A 25,580-nucleotide genomic window follows, 5' to 3' on the forward strand; every position below is an offset into this window, starting at 1 on the left:
TGTTTGCCTGCACTTGAACGATCCTTCAGGTCAAAGTGCTGATCCAGGGCGGTGCAATGCATCGCCCTTCATGTTCCAGGAGGCCTTATGTCCATATCCCGCATCCGTACCCTGAGCCTATTGCTGCTTTGCGTGAGCAACCTGGCAGTGGCCGCGCCCAAGCAGGTGAAGCTCACCTATGAAGCCACGCGCAACGGCCAGCCATTTGCGACGGTGAGCGAAACCTACCGCCAGGAAGGCAGCCGTTACCGTATCGAAAGCGTGACCAAGGGGATAGGCGTCTATGCATTGTTCGGCGAGCGCAAATTGACCAGCGAGGGCGAAGTGACGGCGCAGGGGTTGAAGCCGGAGCATTTCGAGCTGCACCAGGGCGATAACGAAAAGCGCTCCTTGTATACCGATTTCGACTGGGCGGGCAACCAGCTCAAGATGAAGGTCAAGGGCAAGCTCAATACCGTGCCCCTCGAAGCAGGGGCGCAGGATATCAGCAGCTTTATCTACCAGTTCATGTTCGCGCTTCCCTCCGGCAGCGAGGTTAAGCTGCCCGTGACGACAGGCAAGAAGCTGCGCACCTACCATTACCATATCGACGCCAAGGATGAATCGCTGGAGGTCGGCGCGGGCAAATTCAAGGTCATGCACTTGAGCGAAGCGGTATCTGACGAAGACGGCAAGGAGTTGTGGCTCGCGGTCGAGCAACATTACCTGCCAGTCAAGCTCATGATGGTGGACGACAAAGGCAACAAAATAGAGCAGGTGCTTACGGGCATTGATGTGGAGTAGCGTTTTCCGTAAAACTTTCATCAAGCGCCTGCCTGCCGGGCTGGCGCTGGCATTGCTGCTTTCACTGTTTTTCCACTTGATGATCCTGGGAAGCGAATACTGGAAGCTTCCCAGCCTGGATTTTGCCAAGCCGGATAACGCCGAATCAACCGACCGGGTGCAGCAGGTGCACCTGCAAGCCGCCCCGGTTGCCGAGTTGCCGCCGGCACCCAAGCCCCAGGCAAGGCGTGAGAGAAAAAAGGCTCAACCTGAGCAGGTGACACCGGCAGCGAGCGCTGAAGAGCCGGTATCGTCGCAGGAGCCGCCGGCTGAGCTGCCAGCGGTCGGCATGGCAGAGGAAGGCGCCCAGGAGGATGGCGCTGCGATAGATGCGGCCGGGCCTGAGGCATTGGAGCCGCCGGTTGAAGAGGCCGGCATGGCCGATGCAGTGGAGGCGGAGGCGCACGAATTGCCAGCGTTCACCTATGTCGATACCGAGTTCGTCGTGTTGCGCGGCGAGAATGGCAACAAGATCGGCGCGACCAAGGTCAGCTACCGCATGCACGAGGACGGGCGCTATGAGCTGACCAGCACGATCGAAGCCAAGGGCCTGGCAGCCTTGGTGGTGTCGGGTAAGCTGCTGCAGCGGAGCGAGGGCCGGGTCACTGCGGACGGCCTACAACCGGACTATTTCTCTTACCAGTACGGCAAGGGGGACAACAAGAAACAGCAGTCGCGGTTTGATTGGGAGCAACGCAAAGTCACCCTGGAAACGGTCAAAGGCGTAAAAACCGTTGATCTGCCGGAAGGGTCGCAGGACCTACTCAGCTTTATGTACCAGTTCATTTTCCTGCCGCCGCTGGAGCAGATGACCTTGCATATCAGCAACGGCAAGAAGCTCAGCGAGTACAGTTACGGTTTCGAGGGCGAGGAAACCCTGGAAACCGAGTTTGGCGCGGTGCGTGCCTGGCATATTGCCAGGACCGGAGAGGATGGCAGCGAAAAGACCGAATTGTGGTTGGCGGTGGATTATCACTACTTGCCGGTTAAAATGCGCAAGACGGAAGAGGATGGCAGCGTGATCGAACAGCTTGCCACCCGGATATCGACAGATTTATTGAAGTGAGTGTATGAACCAGAACATATTGAGGCTTGCCGCCATCGCCCTGGCGGATGTATTGGGCAACCCCGGCCCGGCGGACGCCAAGCTGGGCAAGTTTTTCCGCGATCACCGCGAGCTTGGCAACAAGGAGCGCGCCTGGATTGCCGAGGCGGTCTACGGCGTCCTGCGCCGTAGGTCGTTTCTGGCCTATCTGGCCGGCAATGAAGACCCGCGCCGCCTGCTGGTGGCGTGGCTGGTGCGCGTGCAGGGCAACAGCCTGCGCGAACTGGACGAGCTGCTGAACCAGCAGCAGAAGGAATGGGCGCACGAGATCAAGGCCAAGTCGACGGAGGGCCTGAGCCCTGCGATCCAGGCCGATTTGCCCGAATGGCTGTGGCAGCGGCTGGAGTCGCAATATGGCGCGGAAGAGGCATTGGCGATCGCGCGCAGCATGCACAAGTCCGCCAGCCTCGATTTGCGCGTCAACCTGGTCAAGAGCAATCGTGATGAAGTACTGGCACGATTCAACAGCGAAAAGGCCGGTGCGGAACCTACGCCATTTTCCCCGACCGGCATCCGCCTGCCGCAGCGTATGTCCATCAACCGCCACCCGTTCTTCACCGACGGCAAGATCGAGGTGCAGGACGAAGGCAGCCAGCTCCTGGCTTTGCTGGTGGCGCCGCGCCGCGGCGAGATGATCGCGGACTTCTGCGCCGGCGCCGGCGGCAAGTCCCTGGCGTTGGGCGCATTGATGCGCAATACCGGCAGGCTGTACGCTTTCGACGTATCGGAAAAGCGCTTGCACAACCTTGGCCAGCGCCTCAAGCGCTCGGGCCTGTCCAACCTGCACAGCCAGCTTATCAGCAGCGAGAGCGATCCCAAGCTCAAGCGCCTCAACGGCAAGTTCAACCGCGTGCTGGTGGATGCGCCTTGCAGCGGGCTGGGCACCTTGCGCCGCAACCCCGACCTCAAATGGAAGCAGACCCCCGACGACGTCACGGAACTGACCGCGAAGCAAACGGCGATCCTGGCCAGAGCGGCCAAGCTCGTGAAGGCGGGAGGCAGGCTGATTTATGCCACCTGCAGCCTGCTGGCGGAAGAAAACGAGCAGGTAGCGGAAGCGTTCCTGGCCGCGCATCCGCAGTTCACATTGGTCAATGCGGCAGAAATCCTTGCGCAGCAACAGGTTGAACTGGATACTGGGGCCTATCTGAAATTGCTGCCGCACCAACATGAGACCGACGGTTTCTTTGCTGCGGTGTTCGAATTCACTGCTTAAGGAGCCAGCATGAAGTTACCCAGCCTCAACACGCAGATATTGCTAGGCGCAGTATTGGGCGTAGGGTTGGGATTATTGCTGGGCAGCCTGGACCCGGGCTCGACGGCACAGGAAGCCGGGTTGTATGTCAGCACCATGGCCGGCGGCGTTTTCATCGGGCTGCTCAAGATGGTGCTGGTGCCCTTGCTGTTCACCTCGATTGTCGTGGGCGTCGCCAGCCTGCAGGCGCATCAGCAGATGCACCGCGTGTGGATTTCCACCCTCGTGTTCTTCAGCATATCCATGGCGATTGCCGTGCTGCTGGGGTTGGTGGCGACCAATATCTTCAAGCCTGGCGCTGGCATGCACCTCGGCATGTTTGCCGATACCATGCAGAATTTCCACAGTGAAAAGCTGACGGTAGGAGAGTTTTTCAGCAAATTCCTGCTCGGCCTGTTCCAGAACCCGTTTGCGGCGCTGGCCCAGAGCAATGTGCTCGCGGTGGTGATTTTTGCCTTGATCGTCGGCATCGCCATCGTGATCGGCGGCGAGCGCTACCGTAATTTCCTCAATATCATGCAGGAAGCCTTCGACCTCGTGATGATGGTGGTCGGCTGGGTGATGCGCCTGGCGCCCATTGGCATCATGGCGTTGCTCACCAAGTTGGTGGCAACGCAGGATGCCAGCCTGTTCGCGAGCATGGGCGAGTTCATGCTGCTGGTCGTCGGCATTACCCTGGTGCACGGCGTGATCATCCTGCCCGGCATCCTATATCTGGTGACGCGGGTGACGCCATGGACCTTCTGGAAAGGCGCGCGGGACGCCCTGGTGACGGCATTTGCCACCAGCTCAAGCTCCGCCACCATGCCGGTGACGATACGCTGCACCGAGCAGCAGCTGGGGGTGAAGCGCGACATCGCCGGCTTTGTGGTGCCGTTGGGGGCCACCATCAATATGGACGGGACGGCGCTGTATGAGGCATCTGCCGCCTTGTTCATCGCCAACCTGGCCGGGGTTGAACTTAATCTGGTCCAGCAGCTCATAGTGTTTTTCATGGCGATGCTGGCGTCGCTTGGCGCGCCGGGCATCCCCAGCGCGGGGATGGTGACCATGGTGATGGTGCTGCAATCGGTCGGCCTGCCGGCGGAAGCGATCGCGATCCTGCTGCCGATAGACCGCTTGCTGGACACCATACGCACCACCGTCAATGTCGAGGGCGACATGATAGGCAGCTTGATTGTGCAGGAAATTGTCTCAACTTCTGACCATAAGCCTGTTGCAGGTGGATGATTTTGTATAGAATTGCCCGCGCTGTCATCCAAATCGGAACTGAGACGTTATATAAAACATGTCACTGATACTGGAAAAAGTGGCCGATTTAATTGATAATGTTTCTCAATTGAAAATAATGGGAAACAGGCAACATGCTCTGATGCAGCAACATCATAATGAGCATAATAAAAAGCCAAAAGCTGTAGGTTGTTGAGTAGTAACAAAAGAGAAGTTCTATAACACAAGCCGTATGGCTTATTTTAGATGAGGAAAGTAACTATGAAATCCAGCAAAATCGTCGCTCTGTTGTTCGCTTCACTGTTCTCTGGTTCCGTACTGGCAGCTGGCTGCTCGGTGGATGTCGAAGCTAACGACGCTATGCAATTCAACACCAAGAACATCGATATCGAAAAGAGCTGTAAAGACTTCACCATCAACCTGAAGCACACTGGCTCCCTGCCTAAGAACGTCATGGGCCACAACCTGGTGATCACCAAGACTGTCGACTTCAAGGGCGTGATGAACGATGGCGTTGGTGCTGGCGAAGCTGGTAACTTCGTCAAGGCTGGCGATGCTCGCGTGATTGCCCATACCAAGCTGGTTGGCGGCGGCGAGAAGGACAGCGTCAAGGTTGACGTCAGCAAGCTGACTGCAGGCGAAAAGTACACATTCTTCTGCTCCTTCCCTGGCCATGCCACCATGATGCGCGGTACTGTTACTGTTAAGTAACTCTCTATCCGGCAATAATCGGCAGATTATCGGCTAATAAAAAAGGCAGCTGAAAAGCTGCCTTTTTTTGTTGCTGAAAGCGGGCGGACGTCAGCGGACGTGAAAAGCAACCGGTGGACTGCTTCGGTCTGTGATCGCAATCTGGAATTAGAATTTATAGGTAATGTCCATCTGGTACAAATTGAAATGGTCCACGTTGAGCGCTATGTCGCCTGCCGGGGTGACAGATGCCAGCTTGTCGTTCTTGCGGGTGGCATGGCCGGCAGACAGGTTCAGGACGACATTGTCGCGCAACAGGTATTCGCCCTTGAGGACGATGCCTTTCATGTTGACGCGGGAGTCCATGAAATCGGAATCCACGGTATTCGGATCCAACGCATAGATACCGACGTCCTGATACCAGAGCCTGGCGGACCAGTCGCCTTCTTTCGATTGCTTGCCGACTTGTCTGGACAGTCCGAGGCCAAGCAGCCAGGCCTTGTCGTCGTTGCCGGCCGTGCGAATGGCTGAGCCGTAGCTTGCGGAAACTGCAGAAGCCGCTGCGATTGCCGCCTGGAACCGGTCCTCGCCGTCCAGGTTGCACACATAATCGCCGAAGGCGGCCAACCTCATGCCGTCAGCCATTTTGAAGACGAATTCTGCCGGGATTTCGATGGTGCGGATATCATTGGTTGCGTTCAGGCCGCTGCCTAAGCTGGCACCCTTGCCGGCATTCGACCCCAAACCAGGCAGGAATGTCGAGGCGCCCGCGGCATGATCGTTCGTGAACTTGCTGAAAGTGACGGCTGCCTTGGCTGAAACCGTGTCGGTGATATCAAACTTGGCGCCGCCTTGAAAGGCCAGGATGTCGTTCGTGTCCCTGTCGCTCGTGCTGGTATTGAAGTCCTGGCGGTCACCCAGATACTGGGATTGGGCGAAATTACCAAACAGGCTTACATTGCCCCATTGGTATTCGATTTTTTCAACCAATCCTTCGAAGGTCAGGTCGCCATCCCATACCATGGAAGTGGTATACAGCGGATTGGCAACGCGGCCGGCTTCAACTTTCAGCCAGTCCGTAACTTTCCACCCCAACAGGGCGCGCTTGATGTAAGCCGCTTCTTTGGTATTTGACCCGTTGGAGCCGTTACCGAAAGTGGAGTTGTCGGAGCGGCCATTGGCGCCCATGGACAATGCGATATCGGAATAAAAATCGCCCGCGCTGGTTTTAAGGCCCAGCACCAGTTTATAGCGGCCCCGTTCACGATCCTCAGTATTGTGGGCAGTGTCCTCACCATCGCGGAATTCATAGCGGGCGCGGATATCGCCGTAGAAAGCGGCATTATCGACGGCATCGGAAATCGTGATCTTTCCTCCCGGCTTGCCGGCTTTTTCCATTGCCTTGTCCTCGCTGGCTTTTTCACCTTCGCGGCCTTTGCTCAGTAGCTTGCCTTCTTCTTCGGTCAACACGCCTTTGGCGACCAGCGCGTTGACGAGGTCGATCGTGGAGTCTGCCATGGCAGTCAGGCTGGTGGTCATCATTGCCGCGATGGGCAACATACGAAATAGTTTCATGCTTTCCTCTTTGCTTGTGGTTGATATGGCGGAGCAATGAGGCGGCATTATTGGTACCGAATATGACAATTCGGTGTCACAAGGCGGGGAAAAGACTAGAAAAGAGTTATTTTTACAATGACTTACAATAACGAAAAATTCATCATAGAGAATTTTCCGTTGCTAACTGTCTGTCTGCGGACAATAAAAAAGCGACAACATATGCTGTCGCTTTGGCTGGTGATGATGGTGTGTTAGCGGCGATGGGACATCTTGTTCATGATCAGTGAGTAAGCTGCCGGCACCACCACCAACGTCAGCAGCGTGGAAGAGATCATGCCGCCGATCACGGCGATGGAAAGCGGACCGTTGGTTTCCGCGCCAGCTCCCAGGCCGAAGGCGGCAGGCAGCAGGGCCAGGATGATGGTCAGCGAGGTCATGAGCACCGGGCGCAGACGGATGGGGCAAGCCTCGCGCAATGCGTTGTCCACCGATTTTCCTTCTTCATGCAGCTGGTTGGTGAGGTCGATGAGCAGGATGGAGTTCTTCGCCACCAGTCCGATCAGCAATACCAGCCCGATCATCGAGAAGATATTGAGCGAGTTGTTAGTGACCCATAATGCAAACACGCCCCCGATAATCGCCAGTGGCTGCGCCAGCATGATGATCAACGGCTGCAGGAACGAGTTGAACTGGCTCGCGAGCACCATGTAGAGCAGCACCAGCGCCAGGCCAAACGCGAATATCATGCTGCTCACGGTTTTCTGCAGTTCTTCCGCCTGGCCCACCAGGTTGAATTGGTATCCGGGCGGCAGCGTTTCCGCCCCCAGCCTGCGCACATGCTCGACAGCGTCGCCCAACGGCATGATGGGGTTGGAGTAGAGGCTGGCCGCATATTGCAGATCGAAGCGCCCGATCACGGCCGCGCCCAATGTCTGCTTGAAGCTCGCCACGCTGTCCAGGCGCACGAGCTCGCCCGTGCCGCTGCGCAGGTAGATCTTCTTCAGGTCGTCAGGGGTTTGCAGGCTGCCTTCCTTGGCCTTCAAGCGGATTTCGTAACGCTGGCCGTCGCCGGGCTCGTCATTGAAGTCGGCGATGTCGATGCCGCCAGTGTACAGATTGAGCGCCGTGGCCACGTCGACAGCGGAAAGCCCGAGGCTGGCAGCGCGTATCCGATCCACTTGCAGGGTGAGCTGGGGCAGGTCGAGGTCCAAGTCCAAGTCTACCTTGCCGATGCCTGGAATATCTCCCAATTTGCGCTGCATAGTCTTGCCAAGCTGGCTGACCTGCTCGAGGTTTGCGCCGGTGATGTTGAACTGCAGCTTCTCCGAGCGCTGCCCGCCGACGATGGCAACGGGCACGGGGAACGCGCGTACGCCCGGAATCAGGTCCAAATCGGCACGGATGGCGCGTATCAATGCCTGCTGGCTCATGTCGCGTTCCCGCCGGTCCTTGAGGCGGATGCTGACCGTGCCTTTATTGACCTGGCCCTGCGCGCCCACGCCTATGGTGCCGAAATAGCTGGCAATCTGGGCGTCGTAGCGCTGCAATACCGCTTCCATTTTCTCCAGGCGGCTGTTGGTGTATTCAATGCTCGAGCCTAGGGGCGTGCGGAAGGAGATCAGGAAGCGGCCTTCGTCCGAATCCGGGATGAATTCCTTCTGCACCTTGCCAAAGAAGAACCCGCTGCCGACGACGACCAGCAGGGTCAATAGCATGACTTTCCAGCGGTGCCGCAGCGTCCATGCCAGCATGCCGGCGTAGATATGATCCATGCGCTGGAAAAGGCGGTCCAGCCAGCCATAGAACCGCCCTTCGGGCTCGTGCGCCTTGAGGTAGCGCGAGCACAGCATGGGGGTAAGCGTGAGCGAGACCAGCAGGGAGACCAGCACGCCGAAGGTGACCACCACGGCAAACGATTTGAAAAACTTGCCGATGATGCCTTCCATGAAAATCACCGGGGCGAAAATACAGACCAGCGAGAAGGTGGCGGCAATCACGGCAAAAGCCACCTCTCGGCTGCCCGTGATGGCTGCCGCGCGGGCAATGACACCGGAATCGGCAGCTGGCTCCTGCTGCGCACGCAGGCTCAGGTGGCGGTATATGTTCTCGAGCACGACAATGGCGTCATCCACGACCACGCCGATGAGCAACAGCAAGGCCAGCAGCGTCATGGTGTTGAAGGTGAAGCCGGAGAAATACATGACCGCGACCGAGCCCAGCAGCGACACCGGGATCGCCGTGGCGATGATCAGGGTGGAGCGGACGGAGCGCAGGAACAGCCAGACGATCAATGCCGCCAGCAGGGTACCCTCGACCAAGTGTTCCTGCAACGCGCCGACGATTTCCTCGATGAACAGCGCGTCATTGGTCGAGATGTCCAGCGTCATGCCGGGCGGCAGGCTGGGACGGATTTCCTCGTCCAGCTTGCGCAGCACTTCATCGATGATCGCCACGGTGTTGGCGTTGGAGACCTTGACGATGCCCAGGCCCACCGCGGGTTTTCCCATATAGCGCGCCAATTGCCGGTAGTCGGCGATGCCGTCTTCCAGTTCCGCAATCTGCTTGAGCTTGATGACGGCGCCGTCGCGATAGGCCACGATCATCTCCGCCATGTCGCGCAGGTTGTGGTATTCCATGTCCAGCTTCATGAGGTATTCCGCATTGCTGCCCACCAGGAAGCCGCCGGGCAGTTGCACATGTTCGCGCTTGAACGCATCGATCAAGTCGGTGGCGGTGATGCTGTAGGCCGCCATGCGCTCGGGCAGCACGTTGACGCGGATGGTGCGGTCACGCCGCCCGCCCAGGCGCACTTCGCCGACGCCGTTGATCGTCTCTAGCTTTTTCTTGAGGATGTTGAACCCGTACAGGTTGATTTGCTGGGTCGTACGGTCGCCGCGCAATGCCAGCCACATGATGGGCTGGGCGTTGGTTTCCACTTTCTGCACTTGCGGCGGGTCGGCATCGTCCGGCAGGCGGCGCAATACCTGGTTGACCTTGGCCTGCACCTCGTTGTAGGCCACGTCGATGTTTTTCTCGAGGCCGAAGGTAATGGTAATGACGGAAACGCCAGGCGAGGAGGAGGACTGGATATGTTCGATGCCAGGCGTGGTGTTGACCGAGGATTCGATGATGCTGGTGATGCTGGCATCGACGATGTCCGGGTTGGCCCCGGTCAAGGTGGTGGTGATCGAGATGACCGGGAATTCGATGTAGGGCAGGCGGTCCACCCCGATGCGCTGGTAGCTGATGATGCCCAGCAGCACCAGCAAGCCGGACACCATCCACGCCAGCACATGGCGCTTGATCGATATTTCCGGCAAGGTCATGGCTGGTCCTGTTGCGAATGGGCTTGGATTTGTACGCGGGTCTGGTCCGTGAGGAAGGCCGCGCCATCGACGGCGATGGTTTCACCGGCCTCGAGACCCTCGACGATCTGGATGCGGCCGTCCTGGTAGATGCCGGTCTTGACGATGCGCTGGTGTGCCACATCGTCCTTGATCACATAGACCACTTCGCCGGCCGGGCGCAGCACGATGCTTTGTTCCGGCACCACGAGCGCAGCAGGGTACTCGCCGAGAATGATGTCGCCCGTGACGCTGGCGCCCGATTGCCACCCGGGTTGGTCGACAATGTCCACGAGCACGTCGATTGCGCGGTTATTGCTGCCAATGACGGGTTTGAACTCGCGCAATACACCTTCCGCCTCTTCATCGGCGGTCGGTGTCTTCAGCCTGACTTTCAGCCCGGGCTTGAGCTTGGTACCCAGGCTTTCCGGGAACGGCAGGTGGGCGCGCAGGCGCTGGTTGCTGATGATCTGCAGGAGGGGGTCGCCAACCTTGACGTAATCGCCGGGCGATACGATTTGTTTCTCCACCTTGCCATCGATGGGGGAAAGCAGCCGGGTCTTGCTGCTGTTGTGCGTGATCGTGTCCAGACGGGACTTTGCGCCCTCGAGCTGGCGCTTCAAGGCGATTTTCTGCGTTTCCAGCTCGTCCAGGGCGTTTTGCGAAATGAAGTTCTTCTCTACCAGTTTCTGGTTGCGCTCCACATTGCGCTGCTGGTTGAGCAGCAATGCTTCCAGCCGCGCGACCTCGCTTTCCGCCTCGCGCTGCTGCAGGTTGTAGTCCTGCGGGTCCAGCAGGGCGATGACTTCGCCCTTCTTGACCACCTGGCCGGGGCGGGCCAGTATTTTCAAGACGCGTGCAGGCACTTCCGCCGCGACGGTAGGGTCCATGATGCCTTCCAGCGTGCCGATGGATTGTTCGCGGATCTCCAGCCGGGCAGTTTCCACAGCGGTGACGCTGACCAACGGCAGAGAGGCCGGTTTTGCCGCCTCTTCATGCTTGCTGCAAGCGCTGTTCAATACGGATAACAGGGCCAGCAATGCAAAGACCCCTGAACGATAGACTGACATTTATTCTAGTTTTCCTGATTGAATGCTAAGCATATGCTGGTTGCTCTATCCAGCCAGGGCGCTGTTCAAACTGATGCAGCTCTGTTGCTTTCTGTGCTTAAAATTCAGCAGTTTATACCGGTTTGGCCCGTTGTTGCCAGATTCGGGAAGAGGTTTGCCACGGATTCCCAGTCGAAATGAGGGCCGGGGTCGGTCTTGCGGCCGGGGGCGATATCGGAGTGGCCGACGATATCGCGAATGGGATAGTGGGAGATCAATAGCCTGAGCAAGGCGTGCAGCGTCGCATATTGTGCCGCCGTGAAAGCCTCCGCATCACTGCCTTCCAATTCGATGCCGATGGAAAAGTCATTGCAGCGTTCCCGGCCCTGCCAGCTTGATGCTCCTGCGTGCCAGGCCCTTGCTTCGCAAGGTACAAACTGTTGCAGCCTGCCGTCGCGCCCGATCACGAAGTGGGCTGACACCTTCAGCTGGTGTATGCCGGCGTAATAGGGGTGCTCATCGGGGTCGAGCCGGTTGGTGAACAATTGCGCAATGCCTGGGCCGCCATATTCCCCAGGCGGCAGGCTGATATTGTGGATGACGACCAGGCAGATGTCGGCATCGGCGGGACGCGCATCGAAATTCGGCGAGGCAACGAACTCGGCTTCTGCCACCAGGCCGTGCCGGTCAATGGATAGGCTTGTTTCCATCGCGGATCAATCGCTATCCTTGCTCAGGCCAAGCTTGCTGAGGCGGTAGCGGAAGGTGCGGAAGCTGACGCCCAGCAGTTTGGCGGCAGCGGTCTTGTTGTGCTGGGTTTTTTCCAGGGCGTTGAGGATGGCCGTCTTTTCTATGTGCTCCAGGTAGTCAGGCAGCGGCAGGCCTTCATCCTCCAAGGTTGCCCCGGCAGGGGATGCGGGAGTACCGGCATCCTGGTCGAGCAACAGGTCCTCGGCCGTGATGGCGCTGCCGTCACACAAGGCCAGCGCGCGCTCCAGCACGTTCTCCAGTTCGCGCACATTGCCCGGGAAGCTGTGCCTTGCCAGCATCTGGCTGGCCTCGGGGGATAGTGCCGGCATGTCCCGGCCTTCTTCACGGCATTGCTTGGCCAGCAGGGCGTCGACGAGCAGCGGAATGTCTTCCTGCATGTCGCGCAGGGCGGGCAGTTTGAGTTCGATCACGTTCAGGCGGTAGTAGAGGTCTTGGCGGAACTCGCCGCGCTCCATAAGCACGGACAGGTTTTTATGCGTGGCGCTGATGATGCGTACATCGACGCTTTCCTCCTGGGTGCCCCCGACCATGCGCACCTTTTTTTCCTGGATGGCGCGCAACAGCTTGACCTGCATGGCAAGCGGCAAGTCGGCGACTTCGTCCAGGAACAGCGTGCCGCCCTTGGCGGCATGGAACATGCCTTCCTTGTCCTGGGTCGCGCCTGTGAAAGCGCCTTTCTTATGGCCGAAAAACTCGCTTTCCATTAGGTTTTCCGGGATGGCGCCACAGTTCACGGCAATGAAAGGGCCGTCGCGGCGCGAGCCGTTCTGGTGTATCAGCCGGGCTGCCAGTTCCTTGCCGCTGCCGGACTCGCCGCTGATATAGACGGGCGCCTGGCTGCGCGACAGTTTTTCTATCATGCTGCGCACCTGCTTGATGGCCGCGCTGTTGCCTATCAAGGCCAGGGTGTCGTGGGAGGCTTCCGCCTGCTCTGCGGATGACAGCTTGAGCGCGGATTGCACCAAGGGGCGCAGCTGCTTGAGAGAGATGGGCTTGGTCAGGTAGTCGAAGGCCCCGGCCTTGAGCGCGGAAACGGCATTCTCCGCGCTGCCGTAGGCGGTAATCACTGCGACCGGCAGGCCGGGATAATCCTGTGCAATGTGTTTGACCAGGTCCAGCCCGCTGCCATCCGGCAGGCGCATATCGGTGAGGCAGAGGCCGTATTGCCCCTGTTCCAGCAGGTGCCGGGCCTCGGCAAGTGTGCTGGCGCTATCCGCCCGGATATCCATGCGCTCCAGGGTCAATACCAGGAGTTCGCGGATATCGGTTTCGTCATCGACGACTAGGCAGGCGGGAAACGCGCTCATGCAGGTTCAGTTTTCTCAATGTGGATAACAAACGAACAGCCTTGCTCAGCGGCGGCATGTTCAATGGTGGCGCCATTAGCTTCGCATAGTTCGCGGGCGATATAAAGCCCGAGGCCGGTGCCCGTGCTCTCTGTGGTGAAGAAGGGCTCGAACAGGTGTGCCTGGGCGCTTTCGGGGATCCCCTTGCCATCGTCATGCACCTCGATCAGCCATTGCTGTGCTTCGCTGCGTAATGACAGCGTCAGGCTGCCATCATGTTGCCGGCTATGGCGCCAGCCGTTGCGGCACAGGTTCCACAATATCTGGTGCAGGTGGCGATGGTCGAACGTGATCGTGGGCTCCCAGACATCCGTGTCCAGTACGAAGCCCTGGGAAGGAATTTTCTCCACCTGGTAGAACTGGTCGTGGAATTCGCGCAGGAAATCGGTCAGCCGGATTTCCTGCTGCTTGGTGCGGTCGCGGCGGTTCAGTTCCAGCACGTCCTTGATCATCTGCTCCATGCGCTGCACATTGTCGCTGATTATTTGCAGCATGCGCTGGCTGGCGGGGTCGTGGGATTCGTCTTCCTGCAATAATTGCGTCGCATGGCTGATGGCGCTCAAGGGGTTGCGGATCTCGTGGGCGATGTTGGCGGTGAGGCGGCCTAGCGCGGCAAGCTTGAGTTGCTGCGCCTGGGTCTGCAATTGGCTCCAGTCTTGTATGAAGATGACGGTGCCCTGCGCATAGCTTTCCCCCACCGGCATGAGCTTGAGGCGCAGGTCGCGTTTGCTCAGGCTGAGTTTGATCAGGCCTTGCTGCCTGCCATGGCCCTGCTGGTGCCAGCGCTGCAATAAGGTTGTCAGCTCGGGGGCGTACTCTGCCAGTGGCTGGTTGTTGCGCGCATTGGCCTGGATTCCCACCAGGAAATCGGCTTGCCGGTTGCGGTGACGCAGCGTGAGGGCCTGGTGCACCACAATGACGCCATCATCCATTTCCTGCGTGACCAGCTGGTTGACCTGGGCCAGATTTTCCAGATCGATCCCGCGCTGTGACGCCAGCTGCGCGTGCAGGTTGGCCCGCTTGCTGAAGCTATGCGCGAGCCAGGCAGTCGCAAAGCAGCTAACGCTCAGCATGGCGGCATGCGAATAGTCGCCGAAATCCTCGTTCCAGATCAGCATCTGGTAGGACTGCTCGAGCAGCAGGCCTATGCTGGCAATCGCGGCATAGAATAGCGCGAGCCGCCCTTGGCTGATCAGGCTGGCGGCGGCAATGGTAATGATGAGCAGCAGTCCCAGCCCGCTTTTGATGCCGCCGCTGGCATACATGAGCAGGATGATGAAACCGATATCCATCAGCGTTAGCAGCGAAAGCTGGACGCTGAAATTGGGTTTGCGCAGGACGTTCAGGCATAGCGCCAGGCAGCCGAAGCCCAGGTATGCCAGGGAGAAACTGAGGTAGGCGGTCGGATTGTAGTTAAGCCAGATGCGTGCGTCCTGCAGCAGGAAATACGAGGCAAGGAAGACGATGCCAAGCAGAATGCGGTAAACCCCGAACAGGGCGAGCGGCTGCCAGAAGTCCGTGGCATGGATGCCGCCAGCTTTGGCAGGTTGCGCGGTCATGGCTGGTGTTGCTGGCGATGCGCATCCGAGCAGTAGTGCAGCTCTCCGCTCTTGACGCTTTCACTCCTCGGCAGGTGCACCTGGCAGTGGGCGCATTGCACCATGTCTTCCGGGCTGTTGCGCGAAGGCGGCGGCTGGTCCACGCTGTTGCGGTAGTGCTTGAGGATGGCGTAGATCAGCCAGAATATAACAGCGAGAAGCAGCAGTTTCAGCATGGTGCCCGGTAGGTGGGTGAAGGATGGAGTGATTGTAGCGAAAAGCAGCCCGGGTAACAAAATCAAACCTGTTATACTCAATGCAGATGGCTTATCTGGCCCGCGTGCCGCGGCACTAAATGCAATAAAAAGCATCCAAGCACTTCAATGGCGAGCACACAGGAACTTTCAAATTTTCTAGCGCAAATTGAGCGTCGGGCTTTCAAGCAGACGGCATATGCCGTGCGTGACGATCATGCCGCGATGGACATTGTGCAGGACGCCATGCTCAAGCTGGCGGAAAAGTACGCTGCCAGGCCTGTGGAAGAATACCCCATGCTGTTCCAGCGCATCCTGCAGAACACCATGAAGGATTACTGGCGCCGGCAGAAGGTGCGGGGCATCTGGACGACCTTGCTTTCTTCGCTTGGCGTCAGCCAGCATGACGACGAAGAGCATGACCCGCTGGAAACCATGACCTCCGATCATGATCACGACAACCCCGAGCTGCAGTACGAGCAACAGGAAACGATCGCGATCATCGAAGCCGCGATAAAAAATCTCCCAACGCGTCAACGAGAAGCATTTATCATGCGTTACTGGGAAGATATGGATGTTGCTGAAACGGCCGCAGCCATGGGATGCTCGGAAGGGAGCGTCAAGACACATTGTTCCCGGGCGGTCCATGCGTTGGCCGCCACGCTTGAAAAATACGGTTTTGCTAAGGAAGTGCTCGACAGGGCTGGGGGCGAGCGATGAATCACGAACGACAGTTTGCAAAAGAAATCGTCCGGCGACTGGACGAAACCACGGAAAATCTCGCGCCAGAGGTGGTGGAACGCCTCGTGGAGGTGCGGCGACAGGCAGTCCTGCGCATGGCGGCGGCCCATAGCCAGCAGCCGCAGGGCGGCGGGCTCATGGCGCTGCTCGGCAGCTACTTCCTCCAGCATCAACGCAGCTTGTCTCTGGCGGCCCTGATCGCGGCCGTGTTGTTTACATTCGTTGTCACCCAGCAATTGACTGGGCACGGCCATGGCGAACATGGCGACGCCTTCCTGCTGGCTTCTGAACTTCCCCCCGAGGCATATCTTGATCCAGGCTTTTATTCATGGTTAAAACAGCAATAGCAGCCGGCCTGTTATTGCTTGCGATGACAGCAGTCGCTGAAACGGAATCACAGGAGCCCAGCTGGGCGCAACTGAACGAAAGTCAGCGTAAAGTGCTGGCGCCCCTGGCGCAGGAGTGGGATATTCTCAGGCCGTGGCAGCGCGAGAGAATGCTGGATATTGCGCGCGACTACCCCAAGATGACGCCCGAGCAACAGCAGCGCGTGCAAAGGCGCTTGACGCACTGGAGCCGCATGACGCCCTACGAACGTGAGAATGCGCGCAAGAAATACCAGGCATACCAGAACCTGTCGCCCGAGAAAAAGGCGGCATTGCGCAAGAAGTGGGAAGAGTACCAGCGCTTGCCCGAGGCCAAACGCGAGGCATTGCGGCGCGAGAACCCCGACATCGATACTGGCCTGGAAGACCTGGACTGATTCGGGGCCTTTCCTGGTCGCGCTATGCTTGCAGGAGCTTAAACTACCTGCGCTCCACCCAATACAACATGAAAATGCCTGCCGCCATGAAAAGCAATGTGGGCATCACTGCGCTGAACAGCGGCGACCAGTCGTTGAGCAAGCCCAGGTGCACAAACACCCGGTTCAATACCTGGTAGACAATCCCCAGCATGATGCCGGCAAATATCTTGGTGCTGGCTGAGCTCGAGCGCTGCTGCAGGAAGCCGAAAGGCAGCGCGAGGATCACCATGACCAGGCAGGCAAGCGGATAGATCATCTTGGACCAGAGTGCGATCTGGTGGCGCGAAGTCTTCTGTTTGTTGCTTGCCAGGTGGTTGATATAGAAGTACAGATTCCAGGCCGACATTTTTTCCGGTACGACCAGCAGCACGTTCAGCAGTTCCGGGCGGATCAGGGATTGCCAGGTGGCTTCCTGGAACACGTTGGTGCGGATTTTCTGTTCTTCAAAATGGGTTTGCGTCACCTGGTGCAGGTTCCAGCTCTTGCCGTCAAAACTGCCGTCCTGCGCATTGCTGATGGTGCGCAGGCGGAATTCGTTGTCGAACTCGTAAATGTGGATGTTCATCAATGAGGCGTCCGGCATGACGTTCTGCACATTGACGAAACTGTTGCCATCCTTGACCCACAGCCCTGAGCGGAAATCCTGGGCGACCACGGAATCCGTGGCCTGGATGCGGATGCGTTGGGCGGCCTTTTCGCTCAATGGCGCAATCAGTTCGCCCACCAGGAAGGTAATCACGGCAAACACCAATCCCACGCGCAGCAGCGAGAATGCGATCTTGCGTATGGAAATGCCGCTCACGCGCAGGATGATGAGCTCCGAGTAGCGCGAGAACTGGCCCAGCGCGTACATGGTGCCGACCAGCACCGCAACCGGCACCACCTCGTAGACATGTCCAGGCGCGCTGAGCAATACATATAGCATTACCTTGCTGATGCCGTAACTGCCCTTGCCCAGGCTTTCCAATTCTTGGATCAGGTCGAAGAAGGAAAACATCGCCAGCAACGCCAGCATGATGAGCATGATGCTGGAAATGATTTCCTGGGACAGGTAGCGGTTGAGTAATTTCATCGCAGGCTATTTACGCCACAAGCGCGGCAGGAAGGGTAACTGGAACAAACGACGGTAGAACATCCAGAATGCCAGCAGCAGGAAGACCGCATGCACTGGCCACAAGCCGACCAGCGGGGAAATCTTGCCTTGCGCAAGCCAAGCCTGCATGATGCTGAGCAGGTTGTTGTACACGATATAGATCAGCAGCGCCATCATCAGGTTGGCGGAGCGGCCGGAGCGCGGATCGACAAAGCTCAGCGGGATTGCCAGCAGGATCAGCACGAATGCCGAGATCGGGATGGCAAGGCGCCACTGCAGCTCCGCATTGCTATCCGGGCTGTGTTCGTTGAAAAGTTCCAGGCTGTTCCGTGCTTGCGTGTTGGGCGGTTGCTGCTGCACCTCTGCCGGTTCTATGCGGATGGCATAGCGCTCGAACTCGGTGATCGAGTATTCCGCGGTATTGGGCGTGCCTTCATAGCGGCGGCCATTCTGCATGACCAGGAAGTTGTCGTCGTTCTCGGCCGTTTCACGGTGGCCGCGTGCGGCCACGATGATGCCGAGCTTCTGGTGCTGCATGGATTGCACGAAGATGTTCTTGACGATATTGCCCAGCTCATCAAAGCTTTCCACGAAGAACACTCGGTCAGCCTGGCGGGATTCCTTGAAAACGCCAGGGCTGATGGATGAAAGCTCGTCGCGGCTTTTCAGCTGGTCGCGGAATTCAGTGCCCTTGTTGGTGGCCCAGGGCGTGACGAACAGGCTGAGGAAGGCGATGACGATGATGATCGGCAAGCCGAACGTCAGCACTGGGCGTATCCAGCTGGAGAGCCCTTGGCCGGCACTGAACCAGACCACCATCTCACTGTCGCGGTGCCAGCGCGAAAGCGTCAGCAATACGGCGAGGAACAAGGTGAGCGAGAGCATCATGGGCAAAAACTTCAGCATGCTGAATCCCAGCAGCGTGTTGATGGCGTCGCTGGCAAGGCTGCCCTTGGCGGCAATGCCGATGTAGTATGCTACGCGCTGGGCGATGACAATGCCGAACAGCACCAGGAAGCCGCCGATGGCAGTGGTGACTAGCTCTTGCAGTAGTGAGCGTTTGAAGAGCATGTTAGAAAAGCAGGTAGTTCAAATTCCGCAATTGAGGTTGATTTACCGCGAAAACGCGGGATAATTCAGAAGGCTTTAATCTTAAGGATCAAGGAATGGAATTTAGCATAAAAAGTGGGACTCCGGAAAAACAGCGTAAAGATTGCGTTGTGGTCGGCGTGTTTGAAGCGCGTAAGTTTTCCGACGCGGCCGCGGCGCTCGACCGCGCATCCGACGGCTATCTCGGCAATATCCTGCGCACGGGCGACATCGATGGCAAGCCCGGATCCACCCTGCTTTTGCATTCCGTTCCTGGCGTTGCTGCCGGACGCGTGTTGCTGGTTGGCCTGGGCAAGGACCGCGAGCTCAACGAGCGCAGCTACCGCCAGGCCCTGCGCGCCTCCGTCAAGGCACTAGGCAGTCTGGATGCCGCGGATGCGGCAACATTCCTGGCCGAAGTGCCCGTGAAGAAACGTGATGTCGCCTGGCGCGTCGCCCAAGTGGCGGAAGTGGCTGCAGACAGTACTTACCGTTTCGACCGTTTCAAGACCAAAACAGCCAATGGCAAGAAAGGCATAGCCAAGCTGCAAGTGCATGTTGCCCAGCGCAGCGATGTGGCAGCGGGCGAAGCAGGCCTCAGGCAGGGCAAGGCGCTCGCTGCCGGCGTGAGTTTCGCCAAGGATCTCGGCAATCTGGCGCCGAACTATTGCACCCCGACTTACCTGGCCGAGCAGGCCAAGGCATTGAGCAAGAGCCATGGATTGCAAGTGGAAGTGCTGGAGAAGGCGGATATTGAAAAACTGGGCATGGGGTCGTTCCTGGGCGTGACCCAGGGCAGCGTGCAGCCGCCCAAGCTGATCGTGCTGCAGCATAAGAAAGGCAAGAAGAGCCAAAAGCCGGTAGTGCTGGTGGGCAAGGGCATCACCTTCGATACGGGCGGCATCTCGCTCAAGCCCGGTGCCGACATGGACGAGATGAAGTACGACATGTGCGGCGCGGCCAGCGTGCTGGGCACATTCAAGGCCATTGCCGAGCTGGATTTGCCGCTGAACGTGGTGGGCATCATCCCGACGTGCGAAAATATGCCGGACGGCAATGCGACCCGGCCGGGCGACGTGCTGACCAGCATGTCCGGCCAGACCATAGAGGTATTGAATACGGATGCAGAAGGCCGCCTGATCCTCTGCGATGCGCTGACTTATGCGGAACGTTTCGAGCCGCAGGCCGTCGTGGATGTGGCGACCCTGACAGGGGCCTGCGTGATCGCGCTTGGGCATCACGCCAGCGGCTTGTTCAGCAACAAGGACAGCCTGGCCGAAGAGCTGCTGGAAGCGGGCAATGAAGCGCAAGACCGGGCATGGCGTCTGCCGCTCTGGGATGACTACCAGCCGCAGCTCGACAGCAACTTTGCCGATATGGCAAATATCGGCGGCAGGGCAGGCGGCAGCATCACCGCGGCATGCTTCCTCTCGCGTTTTGCCAAGAAATATGACTGGGCCCACCTCGATATCGCGGGGACTGCCTGGAAGTCCGGCAAGGAAAAAGGCGCGACCGGACGCCCAGTGCCGTTGCTGACCGAGTTCCTCAAGCAGCGTGCCGGGCAGTAAAGACGCATGACCAGGGTGGATTTCTTTTTCAACGTGCCGAACAAGGCCTTCCATGTGGCCAATCTCAGCAGCCGTGCCGCGCAACGCGGGCGGCGGCTGATGGTGTTGACTTCTACCCAGCAGGCGGCGGAGCAATTGGGCACGTTTTTATGGAGCAACCCGCCGATCGGCTTCCTTCCGCACTGCCATGCAACCCATCCCCGCGCGGCCGAAACGCCGGTCATCATAGACTGGCGCCACGAGCCATTGCCGCATGACGATATCCTCATCAACCTGGATAGCCAGTATCCGCCGTTCTTCAGCAGGTTCAGGCGCTTGATCGAGATCGTGGGACTGGAGGAGGATGACCGTGCCGCGGCGCGCGAACGTTACCGCTTCTACCGGGATCGTGGATATGAAATCAGGACATTCGATGCCAGCGGCGCAGCTTTATGATGAAAAGAGGGGCTCATGAGCGACCAACCTCAAGATGAACTGGCGCTGGTACTGCGCCGCATCAACTCGCTGAGCAGTCCGGCTGTTCAGTCATCCGACCAGTCAGTCGCGGATGATGCTCCTGTGTTGACGGACGTCTACGAAGGGGCAGGCGCCTTCAGCATGGTCGAGATCGAGCAACTGCTGGCCCCATATTATGCCGATGATGATCATGCCGAACCGGCAACTCAGGAAACGCCTGAGTCGCTATCACCAGCGCCGCCAGAGGCAGTTACGCCCCAGGCATCGGGCATCAAGTTCTTGCCAGCGGATGTGGATGAAGAAGTGGATCTACCTGAAGAAGGAGAGCTATTTACTCCGCAAGAGTTCGATCACCCGCAATTGCTCCTGGCGCGCCAGGAGCTTGCCGAGGCAGTGCTTGCGGACATGCAGCCCATGATCGCCCAAGTCATTCAGGATGTCTTGGCGAGGGAAATGCAGGCATTGGTCCCCAAACTCGGCGCCGAGGTCGAGGGCGCATTGGCCGTCACCTTGCGGGAGCGTGTGATCGAGGCGCTTAAAAAGGATTAGTGTAAACGGGCCCTAACCCAGCAAGGCCTTGTATTCAGCCGCGCTCAGCAGGCCTGCAGGTTCGTTCGCCGGCTGGAATGAAAAAATCCAGGCGTCGTAGGGCTTGTCGTTGATGTCTTCCGGCGTGCTTTGCAGCGCTTCATTGATGGCGACGACCGTGCCGTTGAGGGGCGCATGCAGGTCCGAACCGGTCTTGACCGATTCCACCAGTCCGCAAGGCTGGCCTGCGGAAATGCTGCTGCCGGGCTTGGGGGCTTCGACGTAGACGATATCGCCCAGCAAGTCCTGGGCATAGTCGGTAATGCCGGCCAGCCAATGGCCGTCTTCATGCTGCCGTACCCACAGGTGTTCGGCGGTATATTGCAGGTTCTCGGGAATTTTCATGAAAAAAGCTCAGGAGAAATAATATCGTCATATTTTCGCACAAAGCGTTCAAGCCGGCGTATAAGGTGATTTTTTTTATCTTTCCCTATTAAGAAAGTTTATAAACTTCCGTTGCTATGTAAATGACAAATCAAACTTTTTTGGATATTATTCTTCTCGACCATTGAACGGGGTGGGCGCGACATGACACGTAAAATCACATTATTGCTGACCATGCTGGCATTGTGCATGCCGCCGGCATTGGCCTATGCAGCGGAAAAAAAGCCGCAGAAAACTGCTTCAAGCAAGACCAAGGCAAGCAAGAAGGTAGTCGCCAAGAAGAAGACCAAGACGACGGTAGCCAAGAAAAATGAGGCCAGCGGCCGCATTATCAGCACGATACGCTCCAACAGCGCCGTCGCCACAGCCAGCCCCAGCGTGTTCAAGGATGACGGCACCGGCTTGAAATTGGCTTCCAGCAAGGCGATGATCGTGAATCAGGATTCTGGCGAGATATTGTTTGCCAAGGGCACGGATATTGCCGCGCCGATCGCTTCCCTGACCAAGCTGATGACGGCGATGGTGGTACTGGACGCCCAACTGGATATGGAAGAAAAGCTGCGTGTCACGCGGGATGACATCGACACGCTCAAGGGAACCGGTTCGCGCATGCCGATCGGCGCCTCGCTGACGCGTGCGGAAATGCTGCAGCTTGCCTTGATGGCCTCGGAAAACCGCGCGGCTTCGGCATTGGGTCGCCACTACCCGGGCGGCGTGGATGCGTTCGTCGCGGCGATGAATGCCAAGGCGCTGCAATTGGGCATGCTGCATTCGCGTTTTGCCGATCCTACCGGCTTGAACAGCGCCAATGTCTCCACTGCGGAGGATCTGGTGAAAATGGTGCGCGCAGCATACCAATATCCCGAGATCCGCCATGTCTCGACCAGCAGCTCCTATTCAGTGCCGGTCAACGGCACGCGTGCGCCATTGCAGTATGTGAACAGCAATGTGCTGGTACGCAACAGCGACTGGGTGATTGGCCTGTCCAAGACCGGCTACATCAACGAAGCAGGGCGCTGCCTGGTGATGCAGGCGCAGGTTGGAGGGCAGCCCTTGATTATTGTCTTGCTGGATTCATTCAGCAAAAACGCCCGGGTGGGCGATGCGCAGAAAATCCGCAAGTGGATAGAAAGCAGCAATAGCCATCGCAATGCGAGCTAAGTGAAGCAGTCCAGTCTTCAATAAATAAAAAAGCGGCTTGGAGCCGCTTTTTTATTATCCATTATCTCGATTTAGTTTAGATTGGAGCTGTCAGAGGCTTCCAGATTTATTCACTCTCGCTGGCAGCGGTTTTTTTCTTGCGTGTCGTGGAGGCCGCTTTCTTGGTGCCGACGGCTTTTTTCGCAGGCGCCTTGGCTTTCTTGGCCGGTGCATCCTTTGCTGCCTTGGCTGACAGCAGCTCCAGGGCCTGCTCCATGGTCAGGCTTTCCGGCTCCTGGCTTTTGGGCAGGGTGGCGCGCAGTTTGCCATGCTGCACGTAAGGCCCGAAGCGGCCGGAGTAGATGGCGATATTGCCCGTGCCGTCGGGGTGCGCACCCAGCTCCTTGATCGGGGCCGGGCCGGAATTGGCTTGCGCCAATAGCTCGACCGCACGCGCCATGTCGATGTCGAAGACGCTGTCGCTTTTGGGGATGGACTTGAACTTGCCGTCGTGGTTGACGTAAGGTCCGAAGCGCCCGATGTTGGCCACCACCTTCTTGCCGGTTTCCGGGTGCTGGCCCAGGTCGCGCGGCAAGGCGATCAGTTTGAGCGCTGTCTCCATGTCCAGGCTGGCAACGGAAATTTCCTTGGGAATGCTGACGCGCTTGGGCTTCTTCTTGCTGTCCGCCTCGGGCAGGCCGATCTGCAGGTAAGGGCCGTACGGGCCGTTCAGCAGCAGGATATCCTTGCCGCTTTCCGGTTCTTGGCCGATCACGGTCGGCTCGTTGCTGTTGGTATTGGCGCTCGGATTGCGGATGTAGTCGCACTCCGGATAGCCCGAACAGCCGATGAACTTGCCGAAGCGTCCTAAGCGGGATTGCAGAGGCTTGCCGCATTTCGGGCAGGCTTCGTCGAGCACCTCGACGCCGGGACGCTCCACGTTGCTCTTTTCATGGATCTGGTTGTTGAAACCCTGCCAGAATTCGTTGAGCACTGGAATCCACTCGCGCTCGCCTTCGGCAATATCATCCAGCTCGTTTTCCAGGTTGGCGGTAAAGCCGTAGTCGACGTAGCGCGTGAAATGCTCGGTGAGGAATTTGTTCACCACGCGGCCGACATCGGTAGGTGTGAAGCGCTTCTTGTCCAGCAGCACGTATTCGCGGTCCTGCAGGGTGGAAATGATGCTGGCGTAGGTGGAGGGACGGCCGATGCCGAACTCTTCCAAGGCCTTGACCAAGCTGGCTTCCGAATAGCGCGGCGGCGGCTCGGTGAAATGCTGGTCGCCGAATATTTTCTGTACGGCGAGCACTTCGCCGGTTTCGAGGTGAGGCAGCTTGCTCTCGCCTTCCTCCTCCTCGTCGTCCACGCCTTCCATATAGACGGCGATAAAGCCGGGGAACACCAGCGTCTGGCCGGTGGCGCGGAACAGGTTGGCTTCGCTGCCGACGGCAAGCTCGATGCTGACGGCGTCGAACTTGGCCTGAGTCATCTGGCACGCCAGAGCGCGCTTCCAGATCATTTCATACAGCTTGAACTGCTCGTCGGTGAGGAACGCGCGCAAGCTGGACGGCGTACGCGTGATGTCGGTCGGTCGGATCGCCTCGTGGGCTTCCTGCGCGTTCTTGGCCTTGGTCTTGTACATGATCGGCGACCTGGGCAGGTATTCGCTGGCGAAATTCTGCTTGATATAGTCGCGGATCTGCATGACGGCCTCGGCGGCGAGGCTGAAGCTGTCGGTACGCATATAGGTGATCAGACCCACCGTGCCGCTGCCGACATCGATGCCTTCATACAGCTGTTGGGCGACGCGCATGGTGCGGCTGGTGGTGAACCCGAGCTTGCGCACGGCTTCCTGCTGCAGCGTGGAGGTCGTGAACGGGGCGGCGGGGCTGCGGCTGCGCTGCTTTTTCTCTACGCGGGTGACTGTGGTCTTGCCGGCGCTGACTGCAAGCAGCTTGCCGACGATTTCCTGCTGCTGCGCCTGGCTGGTGACGGTGAATTGCTCCACCTTCTTGCCGTCGAGCTGCACCAGCTTGGCATCGAACACATGCTGGTGCTTGGCGGATTCCAGGTGGATGGTCCAGTATTCCTGGCTTGTGAACGCCTCGATCTCAAGTTCGCGCTCGACGATCAGGCGCAATGCGGGACTTTGCACGCGGCCGGCGGACAAGCCGCGGCGGATTTTCTTCCACAGCAAGGGAGAAAGGTTGAAGCCGACGAGGTAATCCAAAGCCCGGCGCGCCTGCTGCGCATTCACAAGCGGCATGGAGATATCGCGCGGTTCGTCGATCGCGTTCTGCACGGCATTCTTGGTGATTTCATGGAACACCACACGTTTCAGCAGCTTGTCCTTGAGCAGTTTCTTGCTCTTGAGGATTTCGGCGATGTGCCAGGAAATGGCTTCGCCTTCGCGGTCCGGGTCGGTGGCGAGGTAGATGGCGTCTGCCGTCTTGACCGCCTTGGCAATCGCATCCACATGGCGCGAGTTGCGGTCGATCACTTCGTACTTCATGGCGAAGTCATGTTCGGGATCGACGGCTCCCGTCTTGGGAACCAGGTCGCGCACGTGCCCATATGAGGCCAGAACCTCAAAATCCTTGCCCAGGTATTTTTTCAGGGTCTTGGCCTTGGAAGGTGATTCAACGATCAGCAGTTTTGACATGGACGCACGATTTGTGGGATGCAGAGCGGCAGATAATAAGAGTAAATCGCTTGCCGCACAAGAAAGCACTGTAAATTTAGGCGCTTGCCGGCA

General features: G+C 58.4%; 23 protein-coding genes. 12 read left to right on the forward strand and 11 right to left on the reverse strand.

The features are described from left to right. Positions 1-87 precede the first annotated feature (87 nt). The 5 genes from ACWXTG_RS12025 to azu all read left to right on the forward strand — a co-directional run bounded on the left by ACWXTG_RS12025 (position 88) and on the right by azu (position 5,123). Positions 88-783 (forward strand): DUF3108 domain-containing protein, encoded by a 696-nt coding sequence (locus tag ACWXTG_RS12025; RefSeq protein ID WP_480220037.1) that lies wholly within the window; start codon positions 88-90, stop codon positions 781-783. Then, entirely contained in the window at positions 773-1,888 is a 1,116-nt protein-coding gene (locus ACWXTG_RS12030; protein WP_480220038.1) for a DUF3108 domain-containing protein, read from the forward strand. Before ACWXTG_RS12025 ends, ACWXTG_RS12030 begins: the two co-directional genes overlap by 11 nt. A 4-nt stretch (positions 1,889-1,892) precedes the next feature. Further along, entirely contained in the window at positions 1,893-3,143 is a 1,251-nt protein-coding gene (locus tag ACWXTG_RS12035; protein WP_309564128.1) for an RsmB/NOP family class I SAM-dependent RNA methyltransferase, read from the forward strand. 9 nt (positions 3,144-3,152) lie between these two features. After that, positions 3,153-4,412, forward strand: coding sequence for a dicarboxylate/amino acid:cation symporter (locus ACWXTG_RS12040; RefSeq protein WP_480220039.1), 1,260 nt, complete (start codon positions 3,153-3,155; stop codon positions 4,410-4,412). 261 nt (positions 4,413-4,673) lie between these two features. Beyond that, entirely contained in the window at positions 4,674-5,123 is a 450-nt protein-coding gene (gene azu, locus ACWXTG_RS12045; protein WP_480220040.1) for an azurin, read from the forward strand. Between the two features lie 147 nt (positions 5,124-5,270). Here azu and ACWXTG_RS12050 read toward each other — a convergent pair whose 3' ends face one another. The 7 genes from ACWXTG_RS12050 to ACWXTG_RS12080 all read right to left on the reverse strand — a co-directional run bounded on the left by ACWXTG_RS12050 (position 5,271) and on the right by ACWXTG_RS12080 (position 14,943). Then, positions 5,271-6,677, reverse strand: coding sequence for a putative porin (locus ACWXTG_RS12050; protein ID WP_480220041.1), 1,407 nt, complete (start codon positions 6,675-6,677; stop codon positions 5,271-5,273). Positions 6,678-6,910: 233 nt separating this feature from the next. Beyond that, positions 6,911-9,985: an efflux RND transporter permease subunit gene (locus ACWXTG_RS12055; RefSeq protein ID WP_480220042.1), complete on the reverse strand. Its 3,075-nt coding sequence runs from the start codon at positions 9,983-9,985 to the stop codon at positions 6,911-6,913. Beyond that, positions 9,982-11,073: an efflux RND transporter periplasmic adaptor subunit gene (locus tag ACWXTG_RS12060; RefSeq protein ID WP_480220043.1), complete on the reverse strand. Its 1,092-nt coding sequence runs from the start codon at positions 11,071-11,073 to the stop codon at positions 9,982-9,984. Before ACWXTG_RS12060 ends, ACWXTG_RS12055 begins: the two co-directional genes overlap by 4 nt. 104 nt (positions 11,074-11,177) lie before the next feature. Then, complete coding sequence (gene ampD, locus ACWXTG_RS12065) at positions 11,178-11,762, reverse strand: 1,6-anhydro-N-acetylmuramyl-L-alanine amidase AmpD (RefSeq protein WP_480220044.1); 585 nt, start codon at positions 11,760-11,762, stop codon at positions 11,178-11,180. 6 nt (positions 11,763-11,768) lie between these two features. Continuing rightward, entirely contained in the window at positions 11,769-13,130 is a 1,362-nt protein-coding gene (locus ACWXTG_RS12070) for a sigma-54-dependent transcriptional regulator (RefSeq protein ID WP_480220045.1), read from the reverse strand. After that, the gene (locus ACWXTG_RS12075; RefSeq protein WP_480220046.1) at positions 13,127-14,728 is read right to left on the reverse strand and encodes a sensor histidine kinase; all 1,602 of its coding nucleotides are present in this window, start codon (positions 14,726-14,728) and stop codon (positions 13,127-13,129) included. The genes ACWXTG_RS12070 and ACWXTG_RS12075 overlap by 4 nt, the downstream gene beginning before the upstream one ends. Further along, positions 14,725-14,943 carry a PP0621 family protein gene (locus tag ACWXTG_RS12080; RefSeq protein WP_407994535.1) on the reverse strand — a complete coding sequence of 73 codons (219 nt, stop codon included), beginning with the start codon at positions 14,941-14,943 and terminating at the stop codon, positions 14,725-14,727. Before ACWXTG_RS12080 ends, ACWXTG_RS12075 begins: the two co-directional genes overlap by 4 nt. Before the next feature lie 147 nt (positions 14,944-15,090). Between ACWXTG_RS12080 and ACWXTG_RS12085 the strand changes: the two genes are divergently transcribed. Genes ACWXTG_RS12085 through ACWXTG_RS12095 form a run of 3 tightly spaced genes read left to right on the forward strand, consistent with a single transcriptional unit; the run spans position 15,091 to position 16,465 of the window. After that, complete coding sequence (locus ACWXTG_RS12085) at positions 15,091-15,681, forward strand: RNA polymerase sigma factor (RefSeq protein WP_480220047.1); 591 nt, start codon at positions 15,091-15,093, stop codon at positions 15,679-15,681. Then, complete coding sequence (locus ACWXTG_RS12090) at positions 15,678-16,049, forward strand: DUF3619 family protein (protein WP_480220048.1); 372 nt, start codon at positions 15,678-15,680, stop codon at positions 16,047-16,049. Before ACWXTG_RS12085 ends, ACWXTG_RS12090 begins: the two co-directional genes overlap by 4 nt. Beyond that, positions 16,031-16,465: a DUF3106 domain-containing protein gene (locus ACWXTG_RS12095; protein WP_309564140.1), complete on the forward strand. Its 435-nt coding sequence runs from the start codon at positions 16,031-16,033 to the stop codon at positions 16,463-16,465. Before ACWXTG_RS12090 ends, ACWXTG_RS12095 begins: the two co-directional genes overlap by 19 nt. Before the next feature lie 43 nt (positions 16,466-16,508). Here the strand turns inward: ACWXTG_RS12095 and lptG are convergent, their stop codons facing one another. Both lptG and lptF read right to left on the reverse strand, forming a co-directional pair. Next, positions 16,509-17,579 carry an LPS export ABC transporter permease LptG gene (gene lptG, locus ACWXTG_RS12100; protein ID WP_309564141.1) on the reverse strand — a complete coding sequence of 357 codons (1,071 nt, stop codon included), beginning with the start codon at positions 17,577-17,579 and terminating at the stop codon, positions 16,509-16,511. A gap of 6 nt (positions 17,580-17,585) precedes the next feature. After that, complete coding sequence (lptF, locus tag ACWXTG_RS12105) at positions 17,586-18,671, reverse strand: LPS export ABC transporter permease LptF (protein ID WP_309564142.1); 1,086 nt, start codon at positions 18,669-18,671, stop codon at positions 17,586-17,588. 95 nt (positions 18,672-18,766) lie between these two features. Between lptF and ACWXTG_RS12110 the strand changes: the two genes are divergently transcribed. The 3 genes from ACWXTG_RS12110 to ACWXTG_RS12120 are packed head-to-tail and all read left to right on the forward strand — an operon-like array spanning position 18,767 to position 21,262. Then, on the forward strand, positions 18,767-20,257 hold the full coding sequence (locus ACWXTG_RS12110; protein ID WP_480220049.1) for a leucyl aminopeptidase: 1,491 nt from the start codon (positions 18,767-18,769) through the stop codon (positions 20,255-20,257). A gap of 6 nt (positions 20,258-20,263) precedes the next feature. Beyond that, on the forward strand, positions 20,264-20,692 hold the full coding sequence (locus ACWXTG_RS12115; RefSeq protein WP_309564144.1) for a DNA polymerase III subunit chi: 429 nt from the start codon (positions 20,264-20,266) through the stop codon (positions 20,690-20,692). A gap of 15 nt (positions 20,693-20,707) precedes the next feature. Continuing rightward, positions 20,708-21,262, forward strand: a complete 555-nt coding sequence (locus tag ACWXTG_RS12120) for a hypothetical protein (RefSeq protein WP_309564145.1) — start codon at positions 20,708-20,710, stop codon at positions 21,260-21,262. A gap of 12 nt (positions 21,263-21,274) precedes the next feature. Here ACWXTG_RS12120 and gcvH read toward each other — a convergent pair whose 3' ends face one another. After that, entirely contained in the window at positions 21,275-21,646 is a 372-nt protein-coding gene (gcvH, locus tag ACWXTG_RS12125) for a glycine cleavage system protein GcvH (RefSeq protein WP_309564146.1), read from the reverse strand. Positions 21,647-21,829: 183 nt separating this feature from the next. On the opposite strand from gcvH, the gene pbpG reads away from it, so the two are divergent. After that, the gene (pbpG, locus tag ACWXTG_RS12130; protein ID WP_480220050.1) at positions 21,830-22,846 is read left to right on the forward strand and encodes a D-alanyl-D-alanine endopeptidase; all 1,017 of its coding nucleotides are present in this window, start codon (positions 21,830-21,832) and stop codon (positions 22,844-22,846) included. 106 nt (positions 22,847-22,952) lie between these two features. Here the strand turns inward: pbpG and topA are convergent, their stop codons facing one another. Then, positions 22,953-25,487, reverse strand: a complete 2,535-nt coding sequence (gene topA / locus ACWXTG_RS12135; protein WP_480220051.1) for a type I DNA topoisomerase — start codon at positions 25,485-25,487, stop codon at positions 22,953-22,955. Positions 25,488-25,580: the final 93 nt, after the last annotated feature.

Source organism: Methylobacillus sp. DLP286 (assembly GCF_056636515.1).

What these genes read in the sequence shown, in the direction of transcription:
- ACWXTG_RS12025 (WP_480220037.1), top strand. Translation starts at nt 88, where the DNA reads ATGTCCATATCCCGCATCCGTACCCTGAGCCTATTGCTGCTTTGCGTG.
- ACWXTG_RS12030 (WP_480220038.1), top strand. Translation starts at nt 773, where the DNA reads ATGTGGAGTAGCGTTTTCCGTAAAACTTTCATCAAGCGCCTGCCTGCC.
- ACWXTG_RS12035 (WP_309564128.1), top strand. Translation starts at nt 1,893, where the DNA reads ATGAACCAGAACATATTGAGGCTTGCCGCCATCGCCCTGGCGGATGTA.
- ACWXTG_RS12040 (WP_480220039.1), top strand. Translation starts at nt 3,153, where the DNA reads ATGAAGTTACCCAGCCTCAACACGCAGATATTGCTAGGCGCAGTATTG.
- azu (WP_480220040.1), top strand. Translation starts at nt 4,674, where the DNA reads ATGAAATCCAGCAAAATCGTCGCTCTGTTGTTCGCTTCACTGTTCTCT.
- ACWXTG_RS12050 (WP_480220041.1), bottom strand. Translation starts at nt 6,677, where the DNA reads ATGAAACTATTTCGTATGTTGCCCATCGCGGCAATGATGACCACCAGC.
- ACWXTG_RS12055 (WP_480220042.1), bottom strand. Translation starts at nt 9,985, where the DNA reads ATGACCTTGCCGGAAATATCGATCAAGCGCCATGTGCTGGCGTGGATG.
- ACWXTG_RS12060 (WP_480220043.1), bottom strand. Translation starts at nt 11,073, where the DNA reads ATGTCAGTCTATCGTTCAGGGGTCTTTGCATTGCTGGCCCTGTTATCC.
- ampD (WP_480220044.1), bottom strand. Translation starts at nt 11,762, where the DNA reads ATGGAAACAAGCCTATCCATTGACCGGCACGGCCTGGTGGCAGAAGCC.
- ACWXTG_RS12070 (WP_480220045.1), bottom strand. Translation starts at nt 13,130, where the DNA reads ATGAGCGCGTTTCCCGCCTGCCTAGTCGTCGATGACGAAACCGATATC.
- ACWXTG_RS12075 (WP_480220046.1), bottom strand. Translation starts at nt 14,728, where the DNA reads ATGACCGCGCAACCTGCCAAAGCTGGCGGCATCCATGCCACGGACTTC.
- ACWXTG_RS12080 (WP_407994535.1), bottom strand. Translation starts at nt 14,943, where the DNA reads ATGCTGAAACTGCTGCTTCTCGCTGTTATATTCTGGCTGATCTACGCC.
- ACWXTG_RS12085 (WP_480220047.1), top strand. Translation starts at nt 15,091, where the DNA reads ATGGCGAGCACACAGGAACTTTCAAATTTTCTAGCGCAAATTGAGCGT.
- ACWXTG_RS12090 (WP_480220048.1), top strand. Translation starts at nt 15,678, where the DNA reads ATGAATCACGAACGACAGTTTGCAAAAGAAATCGTCCGGCGACTGGAC.
- ACWXTG_RS12095 (WP_309564140.1), top strand. Translation starts at nt 16,031, where the DNA reads ATGGTTAAAACAGCAATAGCAGCCGGCCTGTTATTGCTTGCGATGACA.
- lptG (WP_309564141.1), bottom strand. Translation starts at nt 17,579, where the DNA reads ATGAAATTACTCAACCGCTACCTGTCCCAGGAAATCATTTCCAGCATC.
- lptF (WP_309564142.1), bottom strand. Translation starts at nt 18,671, where the DNA reads ATGCTCTTCAAACGCTCACTACTGCAAGAGCTAGTCACCACTGCCATC.
- ACWXTG_RS12110 (WP_480220049.1), top strand. Translation starts at nt 18,767, where the DNA reads ATGGAATTTAGCATAAAAAGTGGGACTCCGGAAAAACAGCGTAAAGAT.
- ACWXTG_RS12115 (WP_309564144.1), top strand. Translation starts at nt 20,264, where the DNA reads ATGACCAGGGTGGATTTCTTTTTCAACGTGCCGAACAAGGCCTTCCAT.
- ACWXTG_RS12120 (WP_309564145.1), top strand. Translation starts at nt 20,708, where the DNA reads ATGAGCGACCAACCTCAAGATGAACTGGCGCTGGTACTGCGCCGCATC.
- gcvH (WP_309564146.1), bottom strand. Translation starts at nt 21,646, where the DNA reads ATGAAAATTCCCGAGAACCTGCAATATACCGCCGAACACCTGTGGGTA.
- pbpG (WP_480220050.1), top strand. Translation starts at nt 21,830, where the DNA reads ATGACACGTAAAATCACATTATTGCTGACCATGCTGGCATTGTGCATG.
- topA (WP_480220051.1), bottom strand. Translation starts at nt 25,487, where the DNA reads ATGTCAAAACTGCTGATCGTTGAATCACCTTCCAAGGCCAAGACCCTG.